This is a genomic window from Corynebacterium sp. 045007, from assembly GCF_040743205.1.
In the GTDB taxonomy this organism is placed as follows: domain Bacteria; phylum Actinomycetota; class Actinomycetes; order Mycobacteriales; family Mycobacteriaceae; genus Corynebacterium; species Corynebacterium jeikeium_D.
Genome location: NZ_JBFLKW010000001.1, coordinates 20,808 through 45,264 on the forward strand (window position 1 = coordinate 20,808; position 24,457 = coordinate 45,264).

A 24,457-nucleotide genomic window follows, 5' to 3' on the forward strand; every position below is an offset into this window, starting at 1 on the left:
AACTGAAGCACTAGATGCCTAGCCCTCAAGCACGCTTGCTTAAAGCATGCAGGATACGCAACCCTCGACCTCAGTACCCTCCAGCGCAACCTGACGCAGGCGGATGTAGTACAGAGTCTTAATACCCTTGCGCCATGCGTAAATCTGCGCACGGTTGAGGTCACGAGTGCTCACCGTGTCCTTGAAGAACAAGGTCAGCGACAGTCCCTGGTCAACATACTTGGTAGCGACCGCGTAAGTGTCAATGATCTTCTCGTAGCCGATTTCGTAGGCGTCCTGGAAGTACTCACGGTTGTCATTGTCCAAGTGCGGAGCCGGATAGTATACGCGACCGATCTTGCCCTCCTTGCGAATCTCAATCTGAGATGCAATCGGGTGAATCGACGAGGTCGAGTTGTTGATGTAGGAAATCGAACCGGTCGGCGGCACTGCCTGCAGGTTACGGTTGAACAGGCCGTACTCCATGACGTCGGCCTTCAGTTGCGCCCAGTCCTCAGCGTCCGGAATGTGCGCGGTGGAGTTCTCGAAGATCTCCTTGACGTGCTGAGTCTTCGGCTGGAACTCTGCCGGATCGAAGTTATCGAAGTACTTGCCGCTGGCGTAGTCAGAGTTCTCAAAGTTGACGAACTTCTGACCGCGCTCGCGAGCAATCTTGTTGGATGCGCGCAGGACTGCGTAGAGCACTGCTGCGAAGTAGGCGTTGGTGAAGTCCAGGCCCTCTTCCGAGCCGTACATAATCTTCTCGCGGCCAAGGTAGCCGTGCAGGTTCATCTGCCCCAGGCCGATGGCGTGAGATCCGTCGTTGCCCTTGCGAATCGATGGCACCGAGTCAATAGAAGTCTGCTCACTGACCGCAGTCAGGCCACGGATGGCAGTCTCGACAGTGCGACCAAAGTCCGGCGAGTCCATGGTCATCGCAATATTCAGCGAACCGAGGTTACAGGAAATGTCCTCACCCACGTGCTCGTAGGACAGGTCCGCATTGTAGGTCGACGGGGTGTTGACCTGCAGAATCTCCGAGCAGAGGTTCGACATGTTAATGCGGCCCTCAATCGGGTTCGCGCGGTTAACCGTGTCCTCGAACATGATGTACGGGTAGCCGGACTCAAACTGAATCTCAGCGATGGTCTGGAAGAACTGACGCGCGTTGATCTTCTGCTTACGAATACGCGGGTCCTCGACCATATCCGCGTAATTCTCGGTGATGCTAATGTCCGCGAACGGCTTACCGTAGACACGCTCGACATCGTACGGGCTGAAGAGGTACATGTCGTCGTTACGCTTGGCCAGCTCGAACGTGATGTCCGGAATGACAACGCCGAGCGACAGCGACTTGATGCGAATCTTCTCGTCCGCGTTCTCACGCTTGGTATCCAGGAAGCGCATGATGTCCGGGTGGTGCGCGTGCAGGTAGACAGCGCCTGCTCCCTGGCGAGCACCCAGCTGGTTAGCGTAGGAGAAGGAGTCCTCCAGCAGCTTCATAACCGGGATGACACCGGAAGACTGATTCTCGATGTGCTTAATCGGAGCGCCCTGTTCACGCAGGTTGCTCAGCAGCAGCGCCACACCACCGCCGCGCTTGGACAGCTGCAGCGAGGAGTTGATGGCGCGGCCAATGGACTCCATGTTGTCCTCGATACGCAGCAGGAAGCAGCTCACCGGCTCGCCGCGCTGGGCCTTACCGGAGTTGAGGAATGTAGGAGTAGCAGGCTGGAAGCGTCCGGCGATGATCTCATCAACCAGGTGCTGCGCGAGCCCCAAGTCGCCGTCGGCAAGCGTAAGAGCAACCATGCACACACGGTCTTCGTAGCGCTCCAAGTAACGCTTGCCGTCGAAAGTCTTCAGCGTGTACGAGGTGTAGTACTTGTAAGCACCCAGGAAAGTCTGAAAACGGAACTTGTGGGCGTAGGCCTGCTTGAACAGCGCCTTGACGTCCTCAAATTCGTACTTCTCCAGAACCTCAGCCTCGTAGTAATGGTTCTCTACCAGGTAATCGAGCTTCTCCCGCAAGTTATGGAAGAACACAGTGTTCTGATTGACATGCTGCAAGAAGAACTGTCGCGCAGCCATGCGGTCCTTATCGAACTGAATCTTGCCGTCTTCACCGTACAGATTCAGCAGCGCATTGAGCGCGTGGTAATCCAGCTTGTCCTCGCCCACCGGCTCCGCGACCTGCTTGCCCATTTCCGACACGTTGACTCCTTTAATATTCATTTGCCTGCGCAGGGTCTGTTCAATCACTGCCCAGAGCAATCCAATCTAGCTATTTTCCTCGCGCACCGCTTTACGACGGCTTCCGCGAGCGCACCCATTCGGTTGTCTCAGTGCCCCTTCCCTCGACACTGAGGCTAGCCAACTTAAGCGCTGGCTCTACCGTGGAAGAACTCCTCTAGCCCTTCTCTGACTCGCTGCACATCATGGTCGGTTCCCATCAGCTCGAAGCGATATAAATATGGAACCTTGCACTTGTAGGAGATGACATCCCCTGCTTTACAGAAGTCCTCACCGAAGTTGAGATTGCCGGCAGCAATCACACCTCGGATGAAAGAGCGGTTGTGCTCATTATTAAGAAATTTGATGACCTGCGGAGGAACTGGCCTTGAGTTACCGCCGCTGATGGAAGCGCCGCCACCATAAGTCGGGCAAATGAGGACGTAGGGCTCATCGACGATAAGCTCCGGCTCATTACGACGGATGGGAATGCGGGCATTTTTGATATCTAGCTTTTCAACAAACTTGTGTGTATTCCCCGTCGCCGAGGAGAAATACACCACCAGCATGAGAGCTTCACCCTTTACATCGCAAAACCCCCGCAATCTTCGTTTCCCGGGTGGTCAACGAAATCTGCGGGGAGGTGTGTGATTCTTAAGCTGCCTGGAGAGCCTTGATGCGGTCCGGGCGGAAACCCGACCAGGTCTCAGTGCCAGTGTCAACGACCGGCGCCTGGAGATGACCGAGAGCCATGACGTAATCCCGAGCCTCATCATCCATGGTGATGTCGACGATATCGTAGGCAATTCCAGCCTTATCGAGGGCGCGAGTGGTAGCGCGGCACTGGACACATGCAGGCTTGCTGTAAACGGTAACCATGACTCTCACAAACTTTCTGGCTTTGAGTAAGACCAATGAATCGGATCGACTTCGTACAAACAACGGAAGCGGCCGAGGAATCAGCGGATTGATTGAATGACTGAAAGCTCCCGGAGGTCCATGAGAAACCGAGTACGGGTGGCCGACAGATCCTTTTAGCTATCCTTGGCTCGACATCGAAAACACTACACTTGGTGCCTAGAAAACTCTAGTCATACTAGATGTAGTACTCACAACCATGGTATTCCCTGTTCGGAGATCTCTGGCGCACAAGATGTTGTACACAGACGCACCACAACCTTGTAATTTCACGCTAAAAATTCTAGAAAATCGTAGAAAAACAACTATCGGCGCATTTTGGTTAAACCAATTACTGCAAGACGGCTCGAGGCCAATCACACCAATACCAGGCGCCGCACCGCCCCTCCCCTTCCCTGTCCCTCCCCTGCCCAACTTCGGACTCAGCAGCGATCTCAAAAAATCACGGGCTGCACATGTGAACACGGGCTGCACATGTGAAACTGTGTAAGTTTATGACACTTTCAAGCCATTTTTCGAGCCATTTCTGTCATAAACGTAGTCAGTAACTTCCATGGCCCCACCGCCGCCAGCCATAAACGCAGTAACCGCCTGAACCTCCCCTCCCTAAAAACCAAAAACCGCAACCTTTAGCCACAGTAAAACTGCGACTTCAGATTGCGGTTTTGGCAATAAATGAGGAAGCTATTTGCTTCGCGCTAGCCTAAATAAGGCTTAGCCCTGGCGGGCCTTGAAGCGCGGCTCCTTCTTGTTGATCACGTAGACCTTGCCACGACGGCGCACGACCTGAGCGCCCGGCTTGTTCTTCAGCGACCGAAGGGACTTGCGGACCTTCATTCGGGCGCTCCTTTCTACTCGGCTCCGAAACGGGAATGTGCACACTGCACTCTCCCCGGACAATCACCCCAGTGACTGCCTGGCAACGCACCCTTCCTGATAATCCGAAGAAATATCAAAGAGTATGCGTTACGACACGAGTTGCCATACTACCTAATAAGCGGAATAACTCCAAAAATCCGGGGGAAACATGTCCTTTGACGGTCAACCCCAAGATTGCAACTCCCCACGTTGCAACTGCCTCCGCTTCTCTATTTGGCAGCGGCAATCATGTACTCGCGGACCTCGGCAAGTGTCTTGCCAGAAGTCTCCGGCACCGCCTTGATGGTGAATACCAGCGCAATCGCACCCGTGATGGCAAAGAAGAAGAATGACCACGCACCACCGACAGCATCCACCATCGGGAGAAATGCCTGCGCCACAAACCAGTTCGCAACCCAGAGCGCGAGCCCTGCCAGCCCCATACCCAGGCCACGGGCTTCTGTCGGGACAATCTCGGAAATCAGGAGCCAGGTCGCCACCGACACAGCCGCCTGCTGAAATACGATAAATACAGTCATCAGCAGAAGCGACATCATGGCACCCGTCGAAGAGTTACTCGACAGGCCATAGACGGGCGCCAGCACGAGCAGCGAGCTTGCACAGCCCACCAAACCGATAATCAGCATTCGCCGGCGACCAACGCGGTCAATAATGCTCATACCGATTGCACACGAGATCACCGAGGCGATACCGATGATGATGGAGGTGTAGACAGAGCTTTCCGTCGACAAGCCAACCTTGTTCATCATCGTCGGCGCGAAATACATAATCGCGTTCGCACCCGTGACCTGCTGCGTCACGCCAATCAGCATCGCAATGATGACGGTGCGTCGCACCCACGGGGTTTTCACAGCCAGACGCTCTGCTGCACGCTGATCGGCGCTTGACGACGCCTCACCAACGGCAACCTCAGCCAAGGTCGCCTCATCTCCCTGCATCTGACGCAGCACGGCCAGCGCCTTGCCCTCCTGTCCTCGACGGACGAGGTAGGCCGGTGTGTCCGGCAGAACCAGCATGCCGATGAGCAGCACGATGCCGGGGACAGCGCCGAATCCAAGCATGAGTCGCCAGTTACCGGAGGAGGCTAGGGCGGAGTTGGTGAGGAACGCCACCAGCTGACCAATCACGATCATCAGCGAGTTCAGGCTGACCAGGCGTCCACGCACATGCGGTGGTGCCATTTCGGAGATGTACATCGGTACGACGATGGAAACACCACCGATACAGACGCCGAGCAAAGTACGCGCAGCACCCAGCGAAAACGCACTAGCAGCGAAAGCGCACCAGATACTGCCGATGATGAAGCCGACCGCTCCGAGCAGGATGGTGCCACGGCGCCCCAGGGAGTCCGCTACGCGACCGCCCAGGAACGCACCGATAGCCGCACCGACCAAGAGCATGGCGGTGACAGTGGACTCCTGTCCTGGAGTCAGCTCAAAAGAGCGCTGGATATACAGCAGCGCGCCCGAGATGACACCGGTGTCGTAACCAAAGAGGAGGCCGCCCAGAGCGGCGATGATAGCCACGGCTATCGACCGAGATGTGGTGGTTTCCCGGTTCGGTCCAGTCTTATTCTGTTCGGTTGTACTCACGCTGGAAATCTTGCCACCGTCCAGGCAAAGACCCCCTATCCGAACAGCACTTACTCGATAAAGATGAGAGTTTTGGCACTCTTCTGGCAGGAAAATCATCCCTTTTCCCGTCCGGAACTAGCGGTAGAGTGAGGCTCATGACCCCAGTAGGCACACAGGATTTCCCGCATCCCCTCCAGTCGGAGATTATTAACGACCTCCACGTCCAGCCCACCATCAATGCCGCCGAGGAAATCAGCCGCCGAGTCGATTTTCTCTGCGATTATTTCCGCACCGCGCACGCCAAGGGATTCGTGCTCGGAATTTCTGGCGGCCAAGACTCCACGCTGGCCGGGCGTCTAGCGCAGTTGGCCGTCGAAAAGCTTCGCGACGGCGGTGAGGATGCCACTTTCATTGCCATTCGCCTCCCCCACGGCGTCCAGGCCGATGAGGACGACGCACAGGTGGCACTGCAATTCATTCAGCCTGACCAAAGGCTAACTATCGATATCGCACCGGCCACCGCCGCGATAACCACCCAGGTCACCGATGCCCTGGCCGGCAGCGCTATCAGCGATTTCAACAAGGGAAATATTAAGGCCCGCATGCGAATGATTGCCCAGTACGCAGTGGCGGGTGTTGACGGCGCTTTGGTCATCGGCACAGATCACGCCGCGGAGGCGGTCACCGGCTTCTACACCAAGCACGGCGACGGCGCCTGCGACCTCGTCCCGCTGCAGGGGCTGAGCAAGCGCCAGGGCGCGGCCTTACTCCGTCACCTCGGCGCACCAGCCAGTACGTGGGAGAAGGTGCCGACGGCCGACCTGGAAGAAGACCGCCCTGCGCTTCCCGACGAAGTTGCGCTCGGGGTGACCTATACCGCCATCGACGACTACCTCGAAGGCAAGGCTGTCTCAGATGAGGATGCCGCGCGAATCGAGCACCTCTACTCCATTTCCCGGCACAAGCGAGCCGTCCCGCCCGGACCGGCCGATTCCTGGTGGCGCTAGGCTACTGCCCCGGGCCACCGATCTAGCGTCCCGGACAGAGCAGCAAACCCCTTAAGAGAAGGCCTCCGCGCCAGCGTCCCAAATAGCCCCAACTGCGGCCAAGCTGTCTGCCGCACCGGCTTCAGCGCTGGGTTCCAGCGCAGGTGAACCATCCTGGACGAGCTCGGCGGTCACCAAACCGTGGGCGAACGCCCACATAGCCAATCCCTTAGGCTCATCGCCGGCAACCTTAATGAATGCATCGCGAATCCAGGCATCCAACGACGAAGGCGAGACGACATTCACGAAATTAGTGCGACTCATCAGCCGGTAACCATGCGGATCGTCGAGAACTGCCTGGCGGTACGCCTGCAGCAGAGACGCCGAAGTGCATTCCTCATCAATGGCAGCATGAATACGCTTGCCCAGATTCTCGAGGCTCTCGGTCAGCAACAGCTGAAGGAGCTCTTCTTTACCGCTGATGTGCTTGTACAGCGATGGCGCCTTCACATCGAGCCGCGCCGCTAGGCGGCGCATGCTGATAGCACTCCAGCCCGATTCGCGCAGCATCGCGCGCGCTTCATCTACGATCTTCTGCATACGTGGAGACTGCCTGCGCACATCGGGCTGCGCTGGCACCCCATCGGTCGATTCTATGGTGCACGTCACATTTGCGACTGTAACGGGTTGAATCTCACTTAGGGCGCTTTTGGGTAATTTAACCCAACAATTTTAAAAAAACAGCTAACGGCGGTGCTCAGTCGCTAAAAGCTGCCTTTGCACGCTACAAGCTTTGCTTCACGACGGACCCCACCGTCGTCAAGCAAAAGCGCCATATGCCGCGGCTACACTTCGTAGCGATTCGGCTCCTCACCGAGGTGGAAATGGCGACCCGAAACATCGTTCGGGGTAATGCGCACGTAGTTGTACTTCAACGTCGGCAGCCAGGGCTTCAGCGGCAGCTCATCTGCAGCGTTAATATCCGCGCGGGAGGTGAGAACCTCTGCGTCCCCCTTAACGATGACCGACCAGGCCTTCTGAGCATCCTTGTCAACAAAGTCGGCCTCAAAAAGAACATCGTGGTTCAGAGAAACAGTAAAGAGCTTCGACCCCTCGGCAGTGCGGAAGTAAATGCTCCCCTCATGAACGACGTAGTTCAGCGGGAAAAGGTCCATATCGTCTTTACGACGAACAACCAGTCGCCCAAAAGTCTGCGTAGCCAGCAGCTCAAGGGATTCTTCGGTGGACAGTTTCTGAATAACGGAGTCGTTGTGTGCCATACCCCCAGTATTCCACCGTTCAGACAAAGTTGCTACAGCCATACGGATTACCAATCATTGAGGTAAACGGCGAGCACACTACCCCAGGGCAGATACAAGAAAACCCCCGGTCATAACGACCGAGGGATTTCATACTGGTGGAGCTAACGGGGCTTCACAAACTAGCAGCCTTTACGCAGGTAGACGGCTTACGGAAAAAATTAACCGTTCGGGCGTGCCAGATTTGTGCCACATTTTCCAAAAACAGCCGCCGAACCAACTAGAAAGGATCAACACAATTATGTCCAGCTACACCGCCCACGCGCTCCGAGAACTGCAGGAACTCACCGTGAGTATCGTCTGCCCCGAGCTCCCACTAGCCGAGGAACTCCAGGAGGGCGTACCGCTCACCATTGAACACGTGAACACCCTCACCGACACGCTTAGCCGTATCGCAGGCCGTGACACACACAAGGAAGTTCAAATGGCTCTTGAAGCCGCCCGTGACGCGCACCAAGCCGCGCCGGGCGATACCAACAACGACTAGAGAATTAAGCGGCCGGCCCGAGCCCGCTAAGTGTAAGAATCACGAGATTTTTACATAATCGCTGGTTGGGCCGGTGCTGTAGAACGCCCTGTAAGCGATTAAGGGGTGTTAGGGTACGTGCTGCCGTCGTTCAACGCCTTAGAACGCGTTTGTGAACAGGGGTTTTAGGTCGTGATTCCAACTTAAGCCCTACACACGCACGGAAGCTATTCCGGTAAATCTACCGATACTGCAGCCCCACACATGAAGTGTTAACTCTGGCGTTAATAACGCGCGATAAGCCCAAGACACGGGAGCTATAAGGTGGTGAACCACCACCCCACGGCAATGCCAGCACGGAAACTATGCGCGGATAATGGAGAATCCTCCAACACGCGGAAGTTCTTCCGAGTTACCAAGGGGTCAAATTGACCCCTTGCATAAGTCAGTAGCACGGGTGAACCTATGCCCGAATCCGGGCAATCCATCCAAGACACAACGGGGTAGCGAATCACGACACCCCAGGAGCTATTACCAACACCGCGCAATTCCCAAATTGGGATTTTCCACCCCGGTCATTATTGGCCGTGCAGGCGCTCACTTCCGAGCACATGCGCAACCGCGGTCATTACGGCCATGGTTGCCAGGAAACCAATAAAGGGCACGCACTCACCGCGTAACCCTGTAATTCAAAATCCAGAATTATGGATTATGACCAAGGTTCACGGGAACACATCGAGATATTTACAACTTTTAAATAGCAGGCAATTGGGCCACCGTCACCAGCGCCGAATCTTGAAAGTTTTAAAATCCTTAACATTCACAGCTTCACGGGTTCAAAACTGAACACCTGCCAGGGCCGCCCAAATTTCACACCGGTGTGAAATTCACTCCAGCCACCTACCGCCTGCCAAACGGGGAACGCTCCAGCTCCTCAATCGCACGCGCCCGCTGCGCATACGCCGCCACAATCTCTTTCGCAGGCTTAGGCTCCATTGCTTCCAGCGACCGGATCAGCGCCGTGAGCTCATCAAACTGCAGTTGCCACTTACCAGCTTCTAACTTCATGCAAACACCTCACATGCCCTTTACGTTTTGACACCGATAGTTTACGGCAACCCACACCCTTAAAACAGCCCGCCACCTGCAGCAACCGCCACCGATTAGCAGCGACCCGACCCCTGTTTTTGGGCCCGTTCACCACCGCTAGCCGCCGGGGGAGGTACCGCAACAACGCAGTGCCCTTTAGCGCCGTGGGCACCGCCAGGGCTACCTCCCCACCGCATTAATTAGCACTACAAAACACAAGGAGAGAGAGACAAGCCAGCACCAGGAGCCGAGAGAGTCGCGGGCGAGCCACCGCCCTAAGATTTCCCGGGGGCCTGCACGGTTAAGATGACCGCACACCGGGTGCAGACTGCAGCACGCCCGGCTTATCCAACACCGACTACCCCGCCTGGCGCGCCGCCATTTCTTCTTTCACCCTCAGCACGTCACTGGTTCTGTAGGTCCACTTTTTGCCGTTCCAGAATCCTTGTAGTTTTCCAGCGCGCCGCCAATTGCGGACCGAGGTAGCAGACACATCACACCAGGTTGCGACCTCTAGCGTGCTGCCTGCTGGTGGGTGCTTTTCGGGTGGGTTGATAGCGTTCTGCAGGGTATCGGCATACAGCTCTACTTCATCGAGCCAACTAACCCCGTTGCTGCCCGAGCGCAGGGACCACCACGGGGCCGAGGTAACCCACTGTAGGGCTGCTAGTTGGTTGCTGTGGCCTGCTAGCCACCAAGCAAGTGCTTCACCGCTGCGATCGCGTGGAACGCCTGTAGCGCCGTCAGCGCGCGCCTGCAGCACGCCGCACTTGAGTAGGTCCTGCAGCTCTATCGACAACTGCAGCCAAGACAGATTGCACGGTGGTGTTGAGCGTGGATTACGCCGCCTGATTTCCCCGAACCTAGCGACACGGCCATGACCGCCGATTAAGTCATTAAGGTTTTCTGCCAGGCGCGCAATAGTGGTTAGTGCTGTGGTGAGTCTGGTTTCAATGGCCTGTTGTTCAGGTGTGTTTGTGGTGTGAACCATCATGTTTTCATACTAGTTCACTTCGCAAACGTTTTCGCGTGGTGTTGAACCGTCTCACACTGCTATCTGCTGCCACTCACCGGAAAAGTGCGGAAACAACCAAACCCGTACATAACCAGCGCAGCAATGCCCTCCGGCCGGCAGGTCAGACTGGGGAGGGGGTCACCCCCTGGGCCTGGATCCCCACGGTCAGGCACAGCCCTAGCGCCTATGCCTACCGGGGGCCATGTGTCCTGGGGCCGGGGGTTATCCCCCTGGGGCATATAACTCCAGACCTGTAACCGGCCCTCACACCTACGCCACCGGGGCCGGGACCAGCTTCACGGAGGGTATCGCCCCCAGGGTCTTTCACCACAGGACCGCCCGGCGCGCCGGGCTGCTCCCTTTCGCCTAGGACGTCCTTTTTCTTACCCCCCTGTCCTAGGTGACCTAAGTGTCCTATGTGCTGGTCAGGGCGTTTTTTGGTGTCCTATGTGGTGTCCTATGGTGTCCTATCTTCGTGTCCTAGGTTAGGACGGGTTAGGACGGTGGTTAGGACACTGGAAACCACCGCCTACCTGGGGTTAGGTCGGATAGGACGGTTAGGACGGGGTACTAAGTGAGGTAGTGAATTCCCGCCATGCTTCACCCTTACCGATAACCCAACACTGCTTATCGACGTAGCGAATAGCCTTAGCGTCGATCAGCTCAGTGACCATTTCTTTCGCGTCGTCCCGATACCTACGACAAGCATTAGTGATCCTGCTTACGCGCGCCTGGTCGCTGTCTTTCAACGCTTCATAGACCTTTTGGCACACGTGATTCATGCGAGCCCTGTACTCCGATTCTTCACGCGTCATTTGCTTGACCACGGCTGAGGTCTGCAGGCGTTCGTTACAGGACTCACGTACTTTCTTTGAGTACGCTACGAGCGCGCCCGCGCGCCGCCAATCATCATCGGTAAAGCCGTGCTCTTCCGCGTGCCCTCTAAACACTGCCAGCAGTGCAGCGACACGCACCCGAGTTAACAACAGGTGCGAGTCAAGCCCGCCTGTATAGCCCTTAGTGAGCCGCAACCTACTGCGCTGCTTCACCTGGCTACTTGCCTTACCGCATGCCTGAATCGCTGTTCCCGCCTTAGGGAATTGCACCGCGTCCAACTCTGGCCCAACCTTAGGCAACTGGCTAGGCACGTTCGGATCTAGCAACTCCGTCCACATGAACCGGTGGGGCAATCCATCATCGGGGTTATCCAGCAGCGCCCCTACCCTGCCCCGCTGGGCTCCGATAATCAGCCCGGTGGAATACGTGCCCCCGGCTACGGTGTCCACACTGTTTTTCGTCGCATTACCGACAGTGCTACCGCTGTAGAGCTTCAGCAGGTTTTGCCTAAGTGTGGCACCGTCGCGCCTCATCAAGGCTTCGGCGTTGCTGATTTCCGTCTCCGTAAACAGCACCCGGGGGTTAGGTTTAGGGGCCGGGTCATCTTTGCCCGGCGCGGGTGGCACAAACGCGGATACCAGCGATTCACCCGAGCCTAGCGGCCGCTCTTCCAGCACTTCCGGGAAACTGGTGCGGATCAGTGAGCAGGCCTTAGTAGACCGACTGATTACCGAGTCCTTGCCCATACCGGAATCACCGACCAACACAAGATAGGCGTTAAGTGGCGTGGGCCCCAGCCCAGCGTTAACGGTAGTTGGGTAGCTTGCCGCCGCAATCCTTGTCAGCGTCACAAGCAGGAATGCAACCGGTGGCACATAGTGAGCCCGGGCGTAATCCCGTAGGTGCTCGAGCGTGTCTGAGCCGTCGAATACGTCCCTATGCAGCTGCTCCCACTCTTGTGCGGTTAGTACCGAGTCCAGCGGAATATCCGCACCGACCCTATCCGCGGTTGCTTCCGCGCGCTGCATTGTCTGCTTCACGTCGCTTGCAGTCATCTTAGGCATTAGGCCACCCCCTGAGCTGGAGAGTAAGCCCGGACCTGCTGCCCGTTAATCAGCGTGCGTTGCCCCGCTGACTGCGCATACAGAACACGGTCCACCACTTCACCAGTACCGACCAAAGTTGCTTCATCTAAGCAGCGTTGGATACCCGCCTGAGCCTGCACCAGGGACGCAAAACCAGACTGTTCAACCAGCAGGCAGGCCGCAACATTAATCAGCCCAAGCTCAGCGAAACACAGTGCCTTGCCGTCGCTGTAGCAATCACTTCCGGTAATCCGCTGCATTACCCGGACGCTTACCGAGCCTTGCCGCTCATGCAGGCGCTGCCCGAACTGCACAATGTTCACAGTCTCCTGGCCCCGGCCAGTCTCCAGCAGCTCCAGGACACCACCTAGCAGCACCTCAAACGCCGGTTGATACAACCGAGGAAACGCCTGCACGGTTAAACCGCGCCGGGCGATAGCGTACTGCACTGTTTCCGCCGTGCTGGAGACAAGATAGGCAAGTGTTTGTACCGCAAAGGACTCCCACACGCTAGGTGTTCCCTGCCCTACTGGGTTAGTATGGCGGTAGAAACTTGCTTGATTGTCCCCGTGCTGGCCCGGCGCGGGGATATTCTTTTCAGCCATGGGTTACGCCACCTCCCCGCCGTTGTCGATAGCCGGGTGGGTTACCGCACCACTGGGGTGCATACAGGTGGTGAACGGGCGTACTCCTGTATGCCGCACGCCGTCGGTATCGACTTCTTCATACGGCTCTAGCCCGGTGACACGCAGGGGAATGTCATTGCTGTAGTGCGTGGCTGTATCAAGCCGGTGTACCCGAACTTCATACGCGATAATCTTCTGCAGGGTTTCCAGGACAGTTACCGCAAGGTCTGCCTGTTCGGACGCGCTCATATCGTCTGCGAGTGTGTACAGCGCTTCTATGGCCGCGTCGATTAGCCCGTTTTCCTTGAGGTAGGCAAGTGAATCGGCTGGGGTGTAGTTGGTAGTCATTGTTACGCCACCACCTTGCGGGTGGCGCGGGACTCCATGAGGGTATCCAGCTCGAGCATGTCCACACGCAGGGTGCGGGGTGTCGGATAGTAGCCGACGAGCTCCCCGGCGTTGACCATGCGCCGGATAGTTTTCTCGCTGATTGCCCAGCGGTCTGCAGCGTCTTTTACACTGCCCATAAGCCGGGGCTTAAGCTGCTTGCCGCGGGCGGCTGCGGTGGTGGTTTTCGTGGTGGCGCGAGTTGCTACGCCTGTCATTGGGTAAAACCCTCTCCCCCGCACCTGTTTTAGGCACGAGTAGTAGCCCTCCGACGAATCAGAGGAAGTACTACAAAGCGCCTACTTTCGACGCTAGGGGTAATGGAGTCTTTACCATCTACCGTTATTAACCTATTCCCGGAACTGGGGAGCGCGCCGCTCCTCCCAAAAGGAAGAAGCCCAGTCACTACACGCTCAAACGTCGCACCATGAAGTTTTGAACCGTTCTTTCAGTGGTGCTAGAGATAACGGCTACATCTCCTACTTCGAGACCTTAGCACACCCCTGGGTGCTAGAGCCCACTACATTGAAAGCGCTGCACGCAAGTGCGCATACTCAACAATCAGCACCCGCTTTTTCTGTAACGCTGCAATCTTCGGGGCTAAAGTCTCTTGCTTAATCCTAAGTTCTGGCAACGCGCCCCTGTGCCGCTCACCCCGCTTTAACGGCTGGCGTGGGAAAACTATGTACACCTGCGTGCTGTCCTTATTGCGACCGTATTCCAGCCGGATTTGCCGACGCATATCCCGCCCGGTCACTTTTCGACTGCCACCAACGAGACGGGGAACGCCGTGCTCAAAACTTCCGTCTATATGCGCGCCCTGGTCTGCCTTAGTGTGTACTAGCACAAAACGGCCGTCAGCATTGCGGCCCCGCGCACCTATCGCAGTGCGTGGCACCGCGCTTAGGTCGCCCATAATAAAACCGTCATGCACTACACGCACGACAGGCCGCCCGAGAATATCAACCGGCCACCGCTCACTTTTCTTTTTTGCCATGCCCCTACTCCTGCCCTGCCCGGCGCGCCGCCGTAACCGACACGTCCACCACGTCCATAAGCTCCGTTGTCCGCTCAGCCCGAACCTGCATGTAAATGCCCATAATCACACTCAAATCATCATCACCGAGAATGCGGCCAATCTCTTTTACATGCGCACCCTCTTCCGCAAGCCGGGTCACCAACCAGCGCCGCCCCGAATGCGGTTTAATCCGCTCAGACACACCCGCCCGCTTAGTAGCACGATCCAGCACCGACCGGTAAGACGTGTCCATAACAATTTCGCCCGCCCCGGTGGTGGTGAGCAATCGCGCCGGGCGTGTGCCACCACCGAGCTCATCAGCCAGATTAAGGGCCACCGGGTCCGGGGCAACATGCTTAGCCAGGTGCTCCCACAACAACGGCACCATTGACGGCATAAAAGGGACCTCCCTGTTACCCGCCTGACTCTTAGGCTTTTGCACCAGCATGTACGTGCTACCGCCGTCCGGTGTAATCCGCTGGGCATTCTGCCTAACCCGAATCGAGTACCGGGGGCATACGGCACCGGTACATCGCAAATAATATCGCCTACCTCCAGGGCGATTGCTTCACCGATACGCAGGCCGTGGAACAGACACAGCACGGTTAGCAGCTTGTACGACGGCTTCATTGCAGACACCACGGTATGTAGTTCTTCCGTGGTTGGCAGATACGGTAATTCCCGCTCCCTGCGCCGTTTAGCCGCCGCGATCTCTACCGGGCTACGGTCTATCAGCTCACGTCGCTGAGCTTCATCACACGCTGCTTTAAGCCGCACATAGGCCTTGTGGTTAGTTTCCGGGGTGTCATAAGCGCGGGCGATACCGTCCCACCACGAATAAATGTCAGCTTTAGTCAGTTCCACAAGGGGAATACCGGCAAGCCGGGTAATGTCCGGGTCCACATCACCAGGTGGTCGCGGGTCGGTAATGCGGTTGCGGACGGTACGCCGGTAGATCTGCAGCGTGGACGCGCGGACCGTAAGGCCGTCGTGATACTGCTCTAGCCATGCTTCCACGGTAAGGGCGTGGCGCTGCTGCGTTAGCTGCTCTTCCGCCGCGCGCTGCTCTGGTGGTGTCCACTCATTGAAACTGATTAGCTTTTCTTCTTCATTGAGCCAGCCCTGAGCAAGGCCGCGGGTTTTGAAAGTGTCCGGGGCTTTACACTCCTGCCCCCGGTAGGTGTAGCGAGCCTGGAATCTTCCAGACTTGAGTTTTCGGATACTGCCGAATGCCATTGTTTCCGCCTGTGGTGGTCATGTCGGGCGTGCCAGATTTGTGCCAGATATGCCAGATTTGTGCCAGATTCCAGTCTATCCGAGTCCACAACAGGACATTAATCATGTAGACTGAAACCAGTCGCTACCAGGGTAGATACAAGAAATCCCCCGGTCATAACGACCGAGGGATTTCATACTGGTGGAGCTAACGGGACTCGAACCCGTGACCCCCACACTGCCAGTGTGGTGCGCTACCAGCTGCGCCATAGCCCCAGAATCAACATCGAAGTGGCTTTCACCCTCCGCTGTGGACTCCTCAAAGGCTACATGGCACTGTCATGTATCACCAAATCCGCATGTAGAACACTCTTTTACGTATTCGCCGAGTGCCCCAGAGTGGATCTGCCGAACATGAACCGAGGATGAATCGTGTGAGCGTGCACGGATCCTAGCGCAGGGCTACCTTGACCCACTGCCCCAGTCCGCCATCACCGGAAATGTTCTCCAGAATATCCTTGCCGTCGACAAAGACGTGCGGCGAGGAAACCTTGCCCAAGCGCTTCTCAAGGTCATCGAAGTTGGCATTTGCGCTTGCCTTAGCCTCGGTGGTGTCGATGCCGGAACGGACTTCGCTGACAATTTCGTCAGCAACACCGAGCTGCTCCAGACGGTCAGCCAACTCATCATCGCTCCACGTGACAGAGTTCTGCTGGTCAGCCATCATCATTGTGCGGAAGTTCCAATATGCGCGAGCATCACCGGTCTCAGCAATCTTGCGGGCAACCGCGAAGACGCGAGTGGAGTGACCGTCACGCTGCTCCTTCTCCTGACCATCCAGGAAGTTCAGCGTGCGGTATTCAGCGACAAGCTTGCCGTCGTTTAGCGCCTTGAGCTCATCATCGTGGCCCTCTTCGCTCATCTGAGCACAGTAGTGGCACGAGAAGTCCTCAAAAATCGTGGCTGTTTTAGCCCCTTCGGCGCCGTCCTTGCTCAGTCGGATGACATCGCCGTCGAGTGCGACGGAGAAGTCGACGTCCTCATCTGGCAGTCCCTCAATCGGCTGCGACCGGCCGATGTAGATAACGCCACCAATAACAACTGCAACGACAGCAAGAAGAGCAATCAGGCCGACGACGAAGCCACTGCCCTTTTCATTTGGATTCTTAATCTTCTGACTCACACCGCTTACGATAGCGGTGTTTTCTTGCCAATGACACAATTGCGCCTGAGAAAACGGAAATGGTTGTTAGGCCGCATCGCTAGGCCCCATCACCTTGCCCCATTCCCCTGGCCTATCCCCTAGGCTTCCCCTCTAGCCAGCGGGCTAGGCGTAAATGGCAAACTTCTTCCACGGCCACACGTACACAAATACAGCCAAGGCCAGAAAACCGATGTCTCGGGCGATTGACTTTAGATATGAAACCGCGTCAGCGTTCTCGTCGTAGCCACCGCCACCAAAGCAACCGCAGTCAATCTGCAGGCCGCGCGCCCACGCCGAGATAATGCCGCCGATAAACACCAGCAAGAGCGCGCCAGACAACACCGCTACCGGGCGCAAGAAAAGCCCCAATACCAGCAGGAGTCCGAGGATAACTTCGAAAGCGGGCAGCGCAACCGCTACCATCGGCACCAAATCGCTCGGCAGCAGCTCATAAGCTTGAACTGCCTGACGCGATTCCAGCGGGTTCAGTAGTTTGATAAGACCCGAGTACAACCAAACTGCAGCCAGGCCGAATCGTGCCACCACGCCTACGAAATTCTTCATACACAGAAATGTTAGTACAGGCTAACTGTTTACAGCTAGCCCAATGGTTACCGATTACCCGTTCAGAACTGCCGAAACCACGTCCTGTGCCTCAGCCTGAACCTGTGCCAGGTGATCCGCGCCTTTGAAGGACTCCGCGTAGATCTTGTACTTATCTTCAGTGCCCGACGGACGTGCCGCGAACCAAGCGTTCTCCGTAACCACCTTGAGGCCACCAATCGCAGCGCCGTTGCCCGGTGCTTCAGTCAGTTTGGCTGTAATGGTCTCCCCTGCCAGGGTGTCGGCCTTGACCTGCTCCGGCGAGAGCTTCTTCAGGATTGCCTTCTGCTCACGGGTTGCGTCCGCATCGGTGCGGGCGTAAGCCGGGGCACCGTACTTATCGGCGAGTCCTGCGTAGAGCTGCGATGGAGTCTTCTCGGTCACGGCCTTGATCTCGCTGGCCAGGAGGTCCAGGATGATGCCGTCCTTATCGGTAGACCACACAGTTCCGTCGTGACGCAGGAACGATGCACCAGCGGATTCTTCACCGCCGAAGCCGATGGTGCCGCCGAGCAGACCCGGGACGAACCACTTGAAACCGACTGGAACTTCCACGAGCTTGCGGCCCAAATTGGCAACGACGCGGTCAATCATCGACGAAGACACCAGCGTCTTACCGACCGCGGTCTCCTGCGACCAGCCCGGACGGTGTGCGAAGAGGTAGTCAATGGCAACGGCCAGGTAGTGGTTCGGGTTCATTAGACCCGCGTCTGGTGTGACAATTCCGTGGCGATCGGAGTCCGCGTCATTGCCGGTGGAGATGTCGAACTTATCGCGGTTACCAATCAAGGACGCCATCGCATTCGGCGAGGAGCAGTCCATACGAATCTTGCCGTCTGTATCCAGCGTCATAAAACGCCAGGTCGCATCAACCAGCGGATTGACCACGGTCAGGTTTAGGTTATGTGCATCGCCAATTGCGCCCCAGTAATCCACCGACGCACCACCCATTGGGTCGGCGCCGATACGCACGCCGGCATCACGGATGGCGTCGAGGTTGACAACATTCGGCAGGTCCGACACGTATGCGTTGAGGTAGTCGTGCTTTACGACGAGGTCTCCGGCCTTATCCACCAGCTGGCGCTTAACCCCATCCAGGCCCTTAGCCAAGTATTCATTAGCACGAGCTGCAATCCAGTCCGTCGCATCCGCGTCCGCCGGACCACCGGTCGGCGGGTTGTACTTAAAACCACCATCCCGTGGCGGATTGTGGGAAGGGGTAATCACGATGCCGTCGGCACGCGCGGCGCTACTCCCCGTCGGACCTCCCTCCACGTCGCGGTTGTACGTCAGAATCGCGTGGCTGACTGCCGGAGTCGGCGTGTAGCGATCCTGAGCGTCAACCATCACGGTGATGCCGTTGGCCGTGAGCACCTCGAGGGCGGAAATCATTGCCGGCTCGGACAGGCCGTGGGTATCGCGACCGACGTAGAGCGGGCCTTCAATGCCCTGGCCCTTGCGGTAATCCACGATGGCCTGAGTGGTGGCGTGAATGTGGTCTTCGTTGAAAGCGCCGTCGAGGGAGGAACCGCGGTGACCGGAAGTACCGAAGACGACCTTCTGGTCGGGGTTATTCGGGTCCGGGTGCTTTGTGTAGTAAGCAGTGACCAGTTCCGCGACATCGATAAGGTCGGATGGCTGGGCCAATTGCCCGGCGCGCTCATGAGCCATTGTGGGTATCCTCCTGCTGAATCGGCGAACTGCGCAACCACCGATTTCACCGCCGACGAGCCGGCCGGAATGGGGAAACCGGATTTAAATGCGCTTCCTCTTCCCCAGTGTCCCCGTTTTAGGGTCGGCGCGCATGGCAAGAACCACTCGGTAAGGCAAACTCGCCCCTGCAATAGGGTGCAGTAGGTAGATTGTCGCGTGCCGACGGGAACACCTCCTGGTGAAAGATTCCGAATTGTCGGCGCCTACCTCCCCTTTCGCCACTGTGCTAGCGTTTTCACCGTGAATGAGGAATCTGTCGTTGCGAAACTGCCATCAGCAGGACGGGCGCAGGTTCTCATGGCCCTGGTTGTCGCCGGCGGTGCCGCTATTGGCGCGGTAAGTCGCTTTCTGCTCGGCGCGGCAATCGATGCGATTGTGAGCTCGGGAACTAGCGCAGTTTCGACCACTGTCATCAACTTGTTGGGCTGCTTTCTCTTCGGCCTGGTCAGCAGTATCGCGTTTGCTAATCCTCGGCTTTCCGCTTTCTGCGGTACTGGCTTTTGTGGCGGTTTCACCACTTTCTCCGCATTTGTCATTCTCTTGTTGGTGCAAGCGGACACGTCAGTCGTACTGATTGTGAGCGTCGGACTTATTCATCTGCTGTGCTGCCCTCTCGCCTACTGGTTGGGCACCAAGTGCGCACGGGAGGTCGCGGAATGACCGGCGATCTCCTCGGCTCTTTTTCCTCGGCACTCTCTGCCATCCTCGCTATCGCAGTTGGCGCGGCAGTAGGTGGAGCGCTGCGCTATGCGCTGGCCGAACTTGCGGTGAAGTGGGCTGATTCCAAACTGCCCGGAACGTGGACCGCGAATATGATTGCCTGCTTCGTCGCCGGTGTCGCTGCTGTGGTGTGGTCGCGGGGAACGTCGGTAAGCAATGGCATGACGCCTGCTCTGGCCTATGCGACGGTAATGATTGGCTTCGCCGGCGGCCTGTCGACGTGGTCCACACTCGCCGGAGAGATCGTACGCCTTAAGAACCAACACTTTTGGAGGGCATGTGGGTACCTTGCTCTCACACTGATTGGCGGAATAGTTTTTGCTTTCGTCGGAATGTGTTTACCCCCACTTGTGGCGAATTAGTAGCACAATAATCATTTTCTGAGAAATTAATGATCGAATTTAGGCTTTCTACCAGTAAAGTTCCACAGCATGGAAAGCTTCAGCGATTTTGCCTCAGCGGCGGATAGTTTTATTTGGAGTCCGTATCTCCTGATCCCCGCGCTGATCGGCACCGGAATCATTTTGACCATTCGCCTGGGTGCAATTCACCTGGTCAAACTCGGCCCGGCACTGCGCCTCGGACTCATCGACCGTAACGACGAAGACGCCGAGGGAGATATCACCAACTACCAGGCGCTTGCGACGGCTCTCGCGGCAACAGTCGGTGTCGGCAACATTGTCGGTGTCGCTACCGCGATCGGCCTGGGTGGACCCGGTGCGCTGTTCTGGATGTGGGTGACCGGCCTGCTAGGTATGGCATCGAAGTACTCCGAGGCATTCCTGGGCGTGAAGTACCGTCAGGTCGATGCAGCTGGCGAACAGTCCGGTGGTCCGCAGTACTACCTGCGCAAGGCCATCCCGAATGGTTTTGGTAAGACGCTGGGCATTCTCTTCGCCGTCTTCGCTGCGCTGGCAGCGTTTGGTATCGGCAACCTGACCCAGGGCAACGCCGTGGCCTCGAACCTGGAAAACAGCTTCGACATCGATCCGACGCTCTCCGGCATGATCATGTTCATCCTGGTAGGTGCGGCGCTGATGGGTGGCATTAAGTCGATTGGCCGCATCACCGCCGGCTTTGTGCCGATGATGATTGTGCTCTACATCGGTGCGGCCGTGTGGGTGCTCGTCGCCAATGTCTCGGCGCTGCCCGAGACCTTCAAGCTCATCTTCACCGATGCTTTCACCGGCACCGCGGCCGTTGGTGGGTTCGCAGGATCCACGCTGATTCTCGCCCTGCAGATGGGTGTTGCCCGCGGCCTGTTCTCCAACGAGTCGGGCCTGGGTTCCGGTGCTATCGCCGCTGCCGCCGCATCGACCACTCACCCGGTTCGTCAGGGTCTGGTCTCCATGACTCAGACCTTCATTGACACCATCATCGTCGTGTCCTTCACCGGCCTGGTTATCATCAGCACCGGTGTTTGGCAGGATGGCAACGTCGACACTGGCGCTCTGACTGCTGAGGCATTCTCCCGCGGTCTGCCTGGCCACTGGGGTGGCACAATCGTCACGCTGTCGGTTGTCTTCTTCGCATTCTCCACCATGCTGGGCTGGTCCTACTACGGTGAGCGCGCATTCGAGTCCCTGGTCGGTCGCCGCGGCACCGGTCTCTACCGTGCGGTCTTCACCTGCGTAGTCTTCGTCGGCGCTGTTACTCATCTGGAAACCGTCTGGTCCGTCGCCTCGGCTCTCAACGGTCTGATGGCGCTACCGAACCTCATCGGTCTGATTGTCCTGTCCGGGCTCATTGCGCGCGAGACAAAGGCCTACCTCAAATTTGACCCGCAGTTGCGCGCAACGGCTGCAGAGATTGATAAATGGCAGTCTCAGCAAAACTTCGAGGCCTTCAGCAAGAACTAGCTGAAACTAGTAGCTGCTCGTAGGGACTACGGCAAAAACTACGAGCAGGTCTGCGCGGTCTCCGGCTTTTCGATTGCCGCAAGCGCGTCGTCAAGCATAGAGACCTTTACCAACTTCATATCGCCGCGGTCGGCAGTCACAGCCTCTGCGCAATTGCCTTCTGGCACGAAGAACATCTCGGCGCCCTCATCTCGGGCGGCCGAGATTTTGTGTGTAATGCCACCGATTTCGCCCACGTTGCCGGCAGCGTCAATAGTGCCGGTGCCAGCGAGGTGCTGCCCCTCGGTCAAATCGCCTGGACTCAGCTTGTCAATCACTCCGAGCGTCATCATGAGACCCGCAGACGGACCTCCAATGCCGCTGAGCTGGTACTCAACCTTGGTGTCGTCCGCGGATTGCGCCCCCATCCCAACGCCGAGCAGCGCGGCATTCTTCTGATGCGGATTTTCCGCCAGTGTCACAGAAATATCGACGGCTTTCTCGGGGTCAGAGTCCTCGCCCTTAGCAGTCTTCTGCTTGTCGACGGTCGCAGACTTGACCCTCAACGTGACAGTATCGGCCGGGTTGCGTCCGGCAATAATCGCCTTGACTTGCTCGGGCTTGCTTACGGCCACCCCATCCACGGCGAGAATCACATCGTCTTCATGCAGTCGCCCATCGACGGGACTATCCGGCACTGTGTAGGCGACGGTGACTTCCATCGGCAACCCGAGATGTGCCAGCGCAGCGGAAGTGGCGTTGGCCTCCGACTCGGTGAATGCAGCCTTGTTCTCCTCTTCCACCTCGTCCTGACTCTGGCCCGGAGGGAAGACCGCCTCAATAGGGACGATATCGTTGTCACGATCGAACCACAGGCCAATGACCTGCGGCAATGTCAGGTTATGTCTGACTGCGACGGTTGTCATATCCAGCGTGCCCTTAGAGCGTTCGGAGTCCGCAGCACTGCCACTGACCGAGATAATGCTCTTGCCCTCGACATCGCTGAGGACATCGAAGACCGGGCCAGGCCCCTGCGCGGCATAGGGCACTGTCAGCGTTGGCAGCGAGAGCACAGTTGCCAACGCGGCGATGGGCACAGCGCCCGCAACAAGAGTTTGGGTACGACGATTCACAAATAACACCCTACATTCTCGCTATCTGCCTACTGGACACCTGATGAATCTTGTCCGTGTGTGTTCGCTGGGCGCGAAGTTGCCAATAAAGTGGTGCTTTTAAGTACTCACGCGGGTCATTGCCCGGTACGGTGGGAGCATGAGTTCTAACGGATTTGGCTTTGGTCCGAACGACAATGATGACGATCGCGACGACGCTGGCAACAATGACTCCGGTCAGGGCGGTCAGGGCGGCCAGGGCGGTCCTTTCGGTTTCTTCGGGTTTCCCTTCGGTGGCATGGGCGGCGCCGGTGGCTTCGGTTTCGGCGGCCCCGGGCAGCCCGGCAGCGGCGCCTCCGGCAAGGGGGACCAGCCGAACTTGGGCGATATTCTCAACCAGTTCGGCGAGATGTTCTCCGGCATGGGGCAGCGATTCCAGGAGTCTAACTCTGGCCCTGTCAACTACGATGCGGCCGAGCGCGTTGCGCGGACCCGTCTTGGTAACCCGGCTCCGGTGAAGGACTCGGCCCGCGAAGCGCTGACTGACTCCTTGCGCCTGGCCGAACTGTGGCTAGATGATGTCACCTCCCTGCCGGCTGGTGTCAACCGCGTAGAAGCGTGGAATAGCCTGCAGTGGTTGGAGAACACCAAGTCGACATGGACTCGCCTTGTCGATCCCGTCGCCAGCCGCATGAGTGATGCCTCCCTCGAGGGTGTTCCAGAGGAAGCTCGCGAGATGATGGGGCCGATGCTGGGCATCATGCGCCAGATGAACTCGATGAGTTTCGGTACTCAGCTAGGAAATGCGCTGGCGGAGTTGGCACAGACGAGCCTGACTGGTTCTGACCTCGGGCTGCCGCTACACACCACTGGTGCGGCGGTACTGCTGCCAACGCATCTCGTCGCTCTCGCGGAGGAACTCGAGGTTCCAGCGCGCAATCTGTTTATCTACGCCACTGCCCGCGAAGCTGCCCACCAACGTCTCTTCGACCGCGTGCCATGGCTGGCTGAACGCATGATTTCCTCTGTCGAGGAGTACGCTGCCGGCATCGTCATCGATTACTCGGCGATTGAAGAGGCCGCCCGCGGTCTGGATATTGAGAACATGCAGGATCCGCAGCGTATGCAGGAGGCTATGAGCGAGCTGCAGAATATGGATCTGAGCCCGAAGATTCGTTCTCGTAACGAGAATGCTCGTACTCGTTTCCAGACGCTGCTAGCACTGGTCGAGGGATGGGTGGACATGGTTGTCACCGATGCCCTCGGTGAGCGTCTATCGGGTGCCGCACAGCTGGATGAAGCCTGGCGTCGTCGCCGCGCCACCGAAGGTGCTGAACAGGCGCTGGAGAAGGCCACCGGCATTGACCTCGGATCCCCCAAGGTGCGTGAGGCAACCAACTTGTGGCACCGTCTGACCACCGCTGTGGGCATCGAGCGACGCGACAAGGTCTGGGATCACCCGGACTTCCTGCCCGTGGCAGAGGATTTGGATGAACCCGCGGCTTTTATTGATTCGGTTCTTGGCGGCTCGGAAAACGATGACTTCGACCCGATCGCAGAGCTTGAAGAGCAGCTGCGCAAAGAGGCCGAAAAGCGCGCGGCTGAGGGCAACGACAGTGACGCCGACGACGATAAGTAGCGA

Annotated in this window: 25 protein-coding genes and 1 tRNA gene; 6 read left to right on the forward strand and 20 right to left on the reverse strand. The window is 57.5% G+C overall.

What is annotated here, in order from left to right:
* Nucleotides 1–39 precede the first annotated feature (39 nt).
* The 5 genes from nrdE to AB1Z34_RS00125 form a co-directional block, all read right to left on the reverse strand.
* The gene (gene nrdE, locus AB1Z34_RS00105) at nt 40–2,184 is read right to left on the reverse strand and encodes a class 1b ribonucleoside-diphosphate reductase subunit alpha (protein WP_172620253.1); all 2,145 of its coding nucleotides are present in this window, start codon (nt 2,182–2,184) and stop codon (nt 40–42) included.
* 173 nt (nt 2,185–2,357) lie between these two features.
* The gene (nrdI, locus tag AB1Z34_RS00110) at nt 2,358–2,780 is read right to left on the reverse strand and encodes a class Ib ribonucleoside-diphosphate reductase assembly flavoprotein NrdI (RefSeq protein WP_016422249.1); all 423 of its coding nucleotides are present in this window, start codon (nt 2,778–2,780) and stop codon (nt 2,358–2,360) included.
* A gap of 85 nt (nt 2,781–2,865) precedes the next feature.
* Nucleotides 2,866–3,090 carry a glutaredoxin-like protein NrdH gene (gene nrdH / locus AB1Z34_RS00115; RefSeq protein ID WP_005511161.1) on the reverse strand — a complete coding sequence of 75 codons (225 nt, stop codon included), beginning with the start codon at nt 3,088–3,090 and terminating at the stop codon, nt 2,866–2,868.
* Nucleotides 3,091–3,843: 753 nt separating this feature from the next.
* Nucleotides 3,844–3,966: a type B 50S ribosomal protein L36 gene (gene ykgO / locus AB1Z34_RS00120; protein ID WP_005511141.1), complete on the reverse strand. Its 123-nt coding sequence runs from the start codon at nt 3,964–3,966 to the stop codon at nt 3,844–3,846.
* Between the two features lie 251 nt (nt 3,967–4,217).
* Nucleotides 4,218–5,600: a sugar porter family MFS transporter gene (locus AB1Z34_RS00125; RefSeq protein ID WP_042388477.1), complete on the reverse strand. Its 1,383-nt coding sequence runs from the start codon at nt 5,598–5,600 to the stop codon at nt 4,218–4,220.
* A gap of 137 nt (nt 5,601–5,737) precedes the next feature.
* On the opposite strand from AB1Z34_RS00125, the gene nadE reads away from it, so the two are divergent.
* Nucleotides 5,738–6,589, forward strand: a complete 852-nt coding sequence (nadE, locus tag AB1Z34_RS00130; RefSeq protein ID WP_016422247.1) for an ammonia-dependent NAD(+) synthetase — start codon at nt 5,738–5,740, stop codon at nt 6,587–6,589.
* 51 nt (nt 6,590–6,640) lie between these two features.
* On the opposite strand, the gene AB1Z34_RS00135 is transcribed toward nadE, so the two are convergent.
* Entirely contained in the window at nt 6,641–7,237 is a 597-nt protein-coding gene (locus tag AB1Z34_RS00135; protein ID WP_224784081.1) for a TetR/AcrR family transcriptional regulator, read from the reverse strand.
* A gap of 176 nt (nt 7,238–7,413) precedes the next feature.
* Nucleotides 7,414–7,848, reverse strand: coding sequence for a pyridoxamine 5'-phosphate oxidase family protein (locus AB1Z34_RS00140; protein ID WP_016422245.1), 435 nt, complete (start codon nt 7,846–7,848; stop codon nt 7,414–7,416).
* Nucleotides 7,849–8,128: 280 nt separating this feature from the next.
* On the opposite strand from AB1Z34_RS00140, the gene AB1Z34_RS00145 reads away from it, so the two are divergent.
* Nucleotides 8,129–8,374: a hypothetical protein gene (locus tag AB1Z34_RS00145; protein WP_367157713.1), complete on the forward strand. Its 246-nt coding sequence runs from the start codon at nt 8,129–8,131 to the stop codon at nt 8,372–8,374.
* Nucleotides 8,375–9,253: 879 nt separating this feature from the next.
* On the opposite strand, the gene AB1Z34_RS00150 is transcribed toward AB1Z34_RS00145, so the two are convergent.
* The 12 genes from AB1Z34_RS00150 to pgm form a co-directional block, all read right to left on the reverse strand.
* Nucleotides 9,254–9,421 (reverse strand): hypothetical protein, encoded by a 168-nt coding sequence (locus AB1Z34_RS00150; RefSeq protein ID WP_367157714.1) that lies wholly within the window; start codon nt 9,419–9,421, stop codon nt 9,254–9,256.
* Nucleotides 9,422–9,800: 379 nt separating this feature from the next.
* Nucleotides 9,801–10,436: a helix-turn-helix domain-containing protein gene (locus AB1Z34_RS00155; protein WP_367157715.1), complete on the reverse strand. Its 636-nt coding sequence runs from the start codon at nt 10,434–10,436 to the stop codon at nt 9,801–9,803.
* Nucleotides 10,437–11,014: 578 nt separating this feature from the next.
* Nucleotides 11,015–12,358, reverse strand: coding sequence for a hypothetical protein (locus AB1Z34_RS00160; RefSeq protein WP_367157716.1), 1,344 nt, complete (start codon nt 12,356–12,358; stop codon nt 11,015–11,017).
* On the reverse strand, nt 12,358–12,984 hold the full coding sequence (locus AB1Z34_RS00165; RefSeq protein WP_367157717.1) for a hypothetical protein: 627 nt from the start codon (nt 12,982–12,984) through the stop codon (nt 12,358–12,360). The genes AB1Z34_RS00160 and AB1Z34_RS00165 overlap by 1 nt, the downstream gene beginning before the upstream one ends.
* Nucleotides 12,985–12,987: 3 nt before the next feature.
* Nucleotides 12,988–13,353 carry a hypothetical protein gene (locus AB1Z34_RS00170; protein WP_367157718.1) on the reverse strand — a complete coding sequence of 122 codons (366 nt, stop codon included), beginning with the start codon at nt 13,351–13,353 and terminating at the stop codon, nt 12,988–12,990.
* Nucleotides 13,354–13,355: 2 nt separating this feature from the next.
* A complete protein-coding gene (locus AB1Z34_RS00175) occupies nt 13,356–13,610 on the reverse strand; it encodes a helix-turn-helix domain-containing protein (protein WP_367157719.1) in 255 nt (84 codons plus the stop codon).
* A gap of 302 nt (nt 13,611–13,912) precedes the next feature.
* Nucleotides 13,913–14,389: a hypothetical protein gene (locus AB1Z34_RS00180; RefSeq protein WP_367157720.1), complete on the reverse strand. Its 477-nt coding sequence runs from the start codon at nt 14,387–14,389 to the stop codon at nt 13,913–13,915.
* Nucleotides 14,390–14,393: 4 nt separating this feature from the next.
* Entirely contained in the window at nt 14,394–14,807 is a 414-nt protein-coding gene (locus AB1Z34_RS00185) for a tyrosine-type recombinase/integrase (protein WP_367157721.1), read from the reverse strand.
* 1,018 nt (nt 14,808–15,825) lie between these two features.
* Nucleotides 15,826–15,901, reverse strand: a tRNA-Ala gene (locus AB1Z34_RS00190).
* Nucleotides 15,902–16,076: 175 nt separating this feature from the next.
* Nucleotides 16,077–16,808: a thioredoxin domain-containing protein gene (locus AB1Z34_RS00195; RefSeq protein ID WP_016422244.1), complete on the reverse strand. Its 732-nt coding sequence runs from the start codon at nt 16,806–16,808 to the stop codon at nt 16,077–16,079.
* Between the two features lie 144 nt (nt 16,809–16,952).
* The gene (locus tag AB1Z34_RS00200) at nt 16,953–17,393 is read right to left on the reverse strand and encodes a MauE/DoxX family redox-associated membrane protein (RefSeq protein WP_048733317.1); all 441 of its coding nucleotides are present in this window, start codon (nt 17,391–17,393) and stop codon (nt 16,953–16,955) included.
* Nucleotides 17,394–17,447: 54 nt separating this feature from the next.
* Nucleotides 17,448–19,103 carry a phosphoglucomutase (alpha-D-glucose-1,6-bisphosphate-dependent) gene (pgm, locus tag AB1Z34_RS00205; protein ID WP_367157722.1) on the reverse strand — a complete coding sequence of 552 codons (1,656 nt, stop codon included), beginning with the start codon at nt 19,101–19,103 and terminating at the stop codon, nt 17,448–17,450.
* A gap of 282 nt (nt 19,104–19,385) precedes the next feature.
* On the opposite strand from pgm, the gene AB1Z34_RS00210 reads away from it, so the two are divergent.
* From AB1Z34_RS00210 to AB1Z34_RS00220, 3 genes are all read left to right on the forward strand, one after another.
* Nucleotides 19,386–19,805, forward strand: a complete 420-nt coding sequence (locus AB1Z34_RS00210) for a CrcB family protein (protein WP_224433822.1) — start codon at nt 19,386–19,388, stop codon at nt 19,803–19,805.
* Nucleotides 19,802–20,227, forward strand: coding sequence for a CrcB family protein (locus AB1Z34_RS00215; protein ID WP_367157723.1), 426 nt, complete (start codon nt 19,802–19,804; stop codon nt 20,225–20,227). The genes AB1Z34_RS00210 and AB1Z34_RS00215 overlap by 4 nt, the downstream gene beginning before the upstream one ends.
* A gap of 69 nt (nt 20,228–20,296) precedes the next feature.
* The gene (locus AB1Z34_RS00220; protein WP_048733326.1) at nt 20,297–21,724 is read left to right on the forward strand and encodes a sodium:alanine symporter family protein; all 1,428 of its coding nucleotides are present in this window, start codon (nt 20,297–20,299) and stop codon (nt 21,722–21,724) included.
* A 38-nt stretch (nt 21,725–21,762) separates the two neighbouring features.
* Here AB1Z34_RS00220 and AB1Z34_RS00225 read toward each other — a convergent pair whose 3' ends face one another.
* Entirely contained in the window at nt 21,763–22,836 is a 1,074-nt protein-coding gene (locus tag AB1Z34_RS00225) for a PDZ domain-containing protein (RefSeq protein WP_367157724.1), read from the reverse strand.
* A gap of 139 nt (nt 22,837–22,975) precedes the next feature.
* On the opposite strand from AB1Z34_RS00225, the gene AB1Z34_RS00230 reads away from it, so the two are divergent.
* Nucleotides 22,976–24,454 (forward strand): zinc-dependent metalloprotease, encoded by a 1,479-nt coding sequence (locus tag AB1Z34_RS00230; protein ID WP_367157725.1) that lies wholly within the window; start codon nt 22,976–22,978, stop codon nt 24,452–24,454.
* Nucleotides 24,455–24,457 lie beyond the last annotated feature (3 nt).

Coding starts and splice junctions, on each gene's coding strand:
- nrdE (WP_172620253.1), bottom strand. CDS start 2,184: ATGGGCAAGCAGGTCGCGGAGCCGGTGGGCGAGGACAAGCTGGATTAC.
- nrdI (WP_016422249.1), bottom strand. CDS start 2,780: ATGCTGGTGGTGTATTTCTCCTCGGCGACGGGGAATACACACAAGTTT.
- nrdH (WP_005511161.1), bottom strand. CDS start 3,090: ATGGTTACCGTTTACAGCAAGCCTGCATGTGTCCAGTGCCGCGCTACC.
- ykgO (WP_005511141.1), bottom strand. CDS start 3,966: ATGAAGGTCCGCAAGTCCCTTCGGTCGCTGAAGAACAAGCCGGGCGCT.
- nadE (WP_016422247.1), top strand. CDS start 5,738: ATGACCCCAGTAGGCACACAGGATTTCCCGCATCCCCTCCAGTCGGAG.
- AB1Z34_RS00140 (WP_016422245.1), bottom strand. CDS start 7,848: ATGGCACACAACGACTCCGTTATTCAGAAACTGTCCACCGAAGAATCC.
- AB1Z34_RS00145 (WP_367157713.1), top strand. CDS start 8,129: ATGTCCAGCTACACCGCCCACGCGCTCCGAGAACTGCAGGAACTCACC.
- AB1Z34_RS00150 (WP_367157714.1), bottom strand. CDS start 9,421: ATGAAGTTAGAAGCTGGTAAGTGGCAACTGCAGTTTGATGAGCTCACG.
- AB1Z34_RS00155 (WP_367157715.1), bottom strand. CDS start 10,436: ATGATGGTTCACACCACAAACACACCTGAACAACAGGCCATTGAAACC.
- AB1Z34_RS00160 (WP_367157716.1), bottom strand. CDS start 12,358: ATGCCTAAGATGACTGCAAGCGACGTGAAGCAGACAATGCAGCGCGCG.
- AB1Z34_RS00165 (WP_367157717.1), bottom strand. CDS start 12,984: ATGGCTGAAAAGAATATCCCCGCGCCGGGCCAGCACGGGGACAATCAA.
- AB1Z34_RS00170 (WP_367157718.1), bottom strand. CDS start 13,353: ATGACTACCAACTACACCCCAGCCGATTCACTTGCCTACCTCAAGGAA.
- AB1Z34_RS00175 (WP_367157719.1), bottom strand. CDS start 13,610: ATGACAGGCGTAGCAACTCGCGCCACCACGAAAACCACCACCGCAGCC.
- AB1Z34_RS00180 (WP_367157720.1), bottom strand. CDS start 14,389: ATGGCAAAAAAGAAAAGTGAGCGGTGGCCGGTTGATATTCTCGGGCGG.
- AB1Z34_RS00185 (WP_367157721.1), bottom strand. CDS start 14,807: ATGCCGTCAATGGTGCCGTTGTTGTGGGAGCACCTGGCTAAGCATGTT.
- AB1Z34_RS00200 (WP_048733317.1), bottom strand. CDS start 17,393: ATGAAGAATTTCGTAGGCGTGGTGGCACGATTCGGCCTGGCTGCAGTT.
- pgm (WP_367157722.1), bottom strand. CDS start 19,103: ATGGCTCATGAGCGCGCCGGGCAATTGGCCCAGCCATCCGACCTTATC.
- AB1Z34_RS00215 (WP_367157723.1), top strand. CDS start 19,802: ATGACCGGCGATCTCCTCGGCTCTTTTTCCTCGGCACTCTCTGCCATC.
- AB1Z34_RS00220 (WP_048733326.1), top strand. CDS start 20,297: ATGGAAAGCTTCAGCGATTTTGCCTCAGCGGCGGATAGTTTTATTTGG.
- AB1Z34_RS00230 (WP_367157725.1), top strand. CDS start 22,976: ATGAGTTCTAACGGATTTGGCTTTGGTCCGAACGACAATGATGACGAT.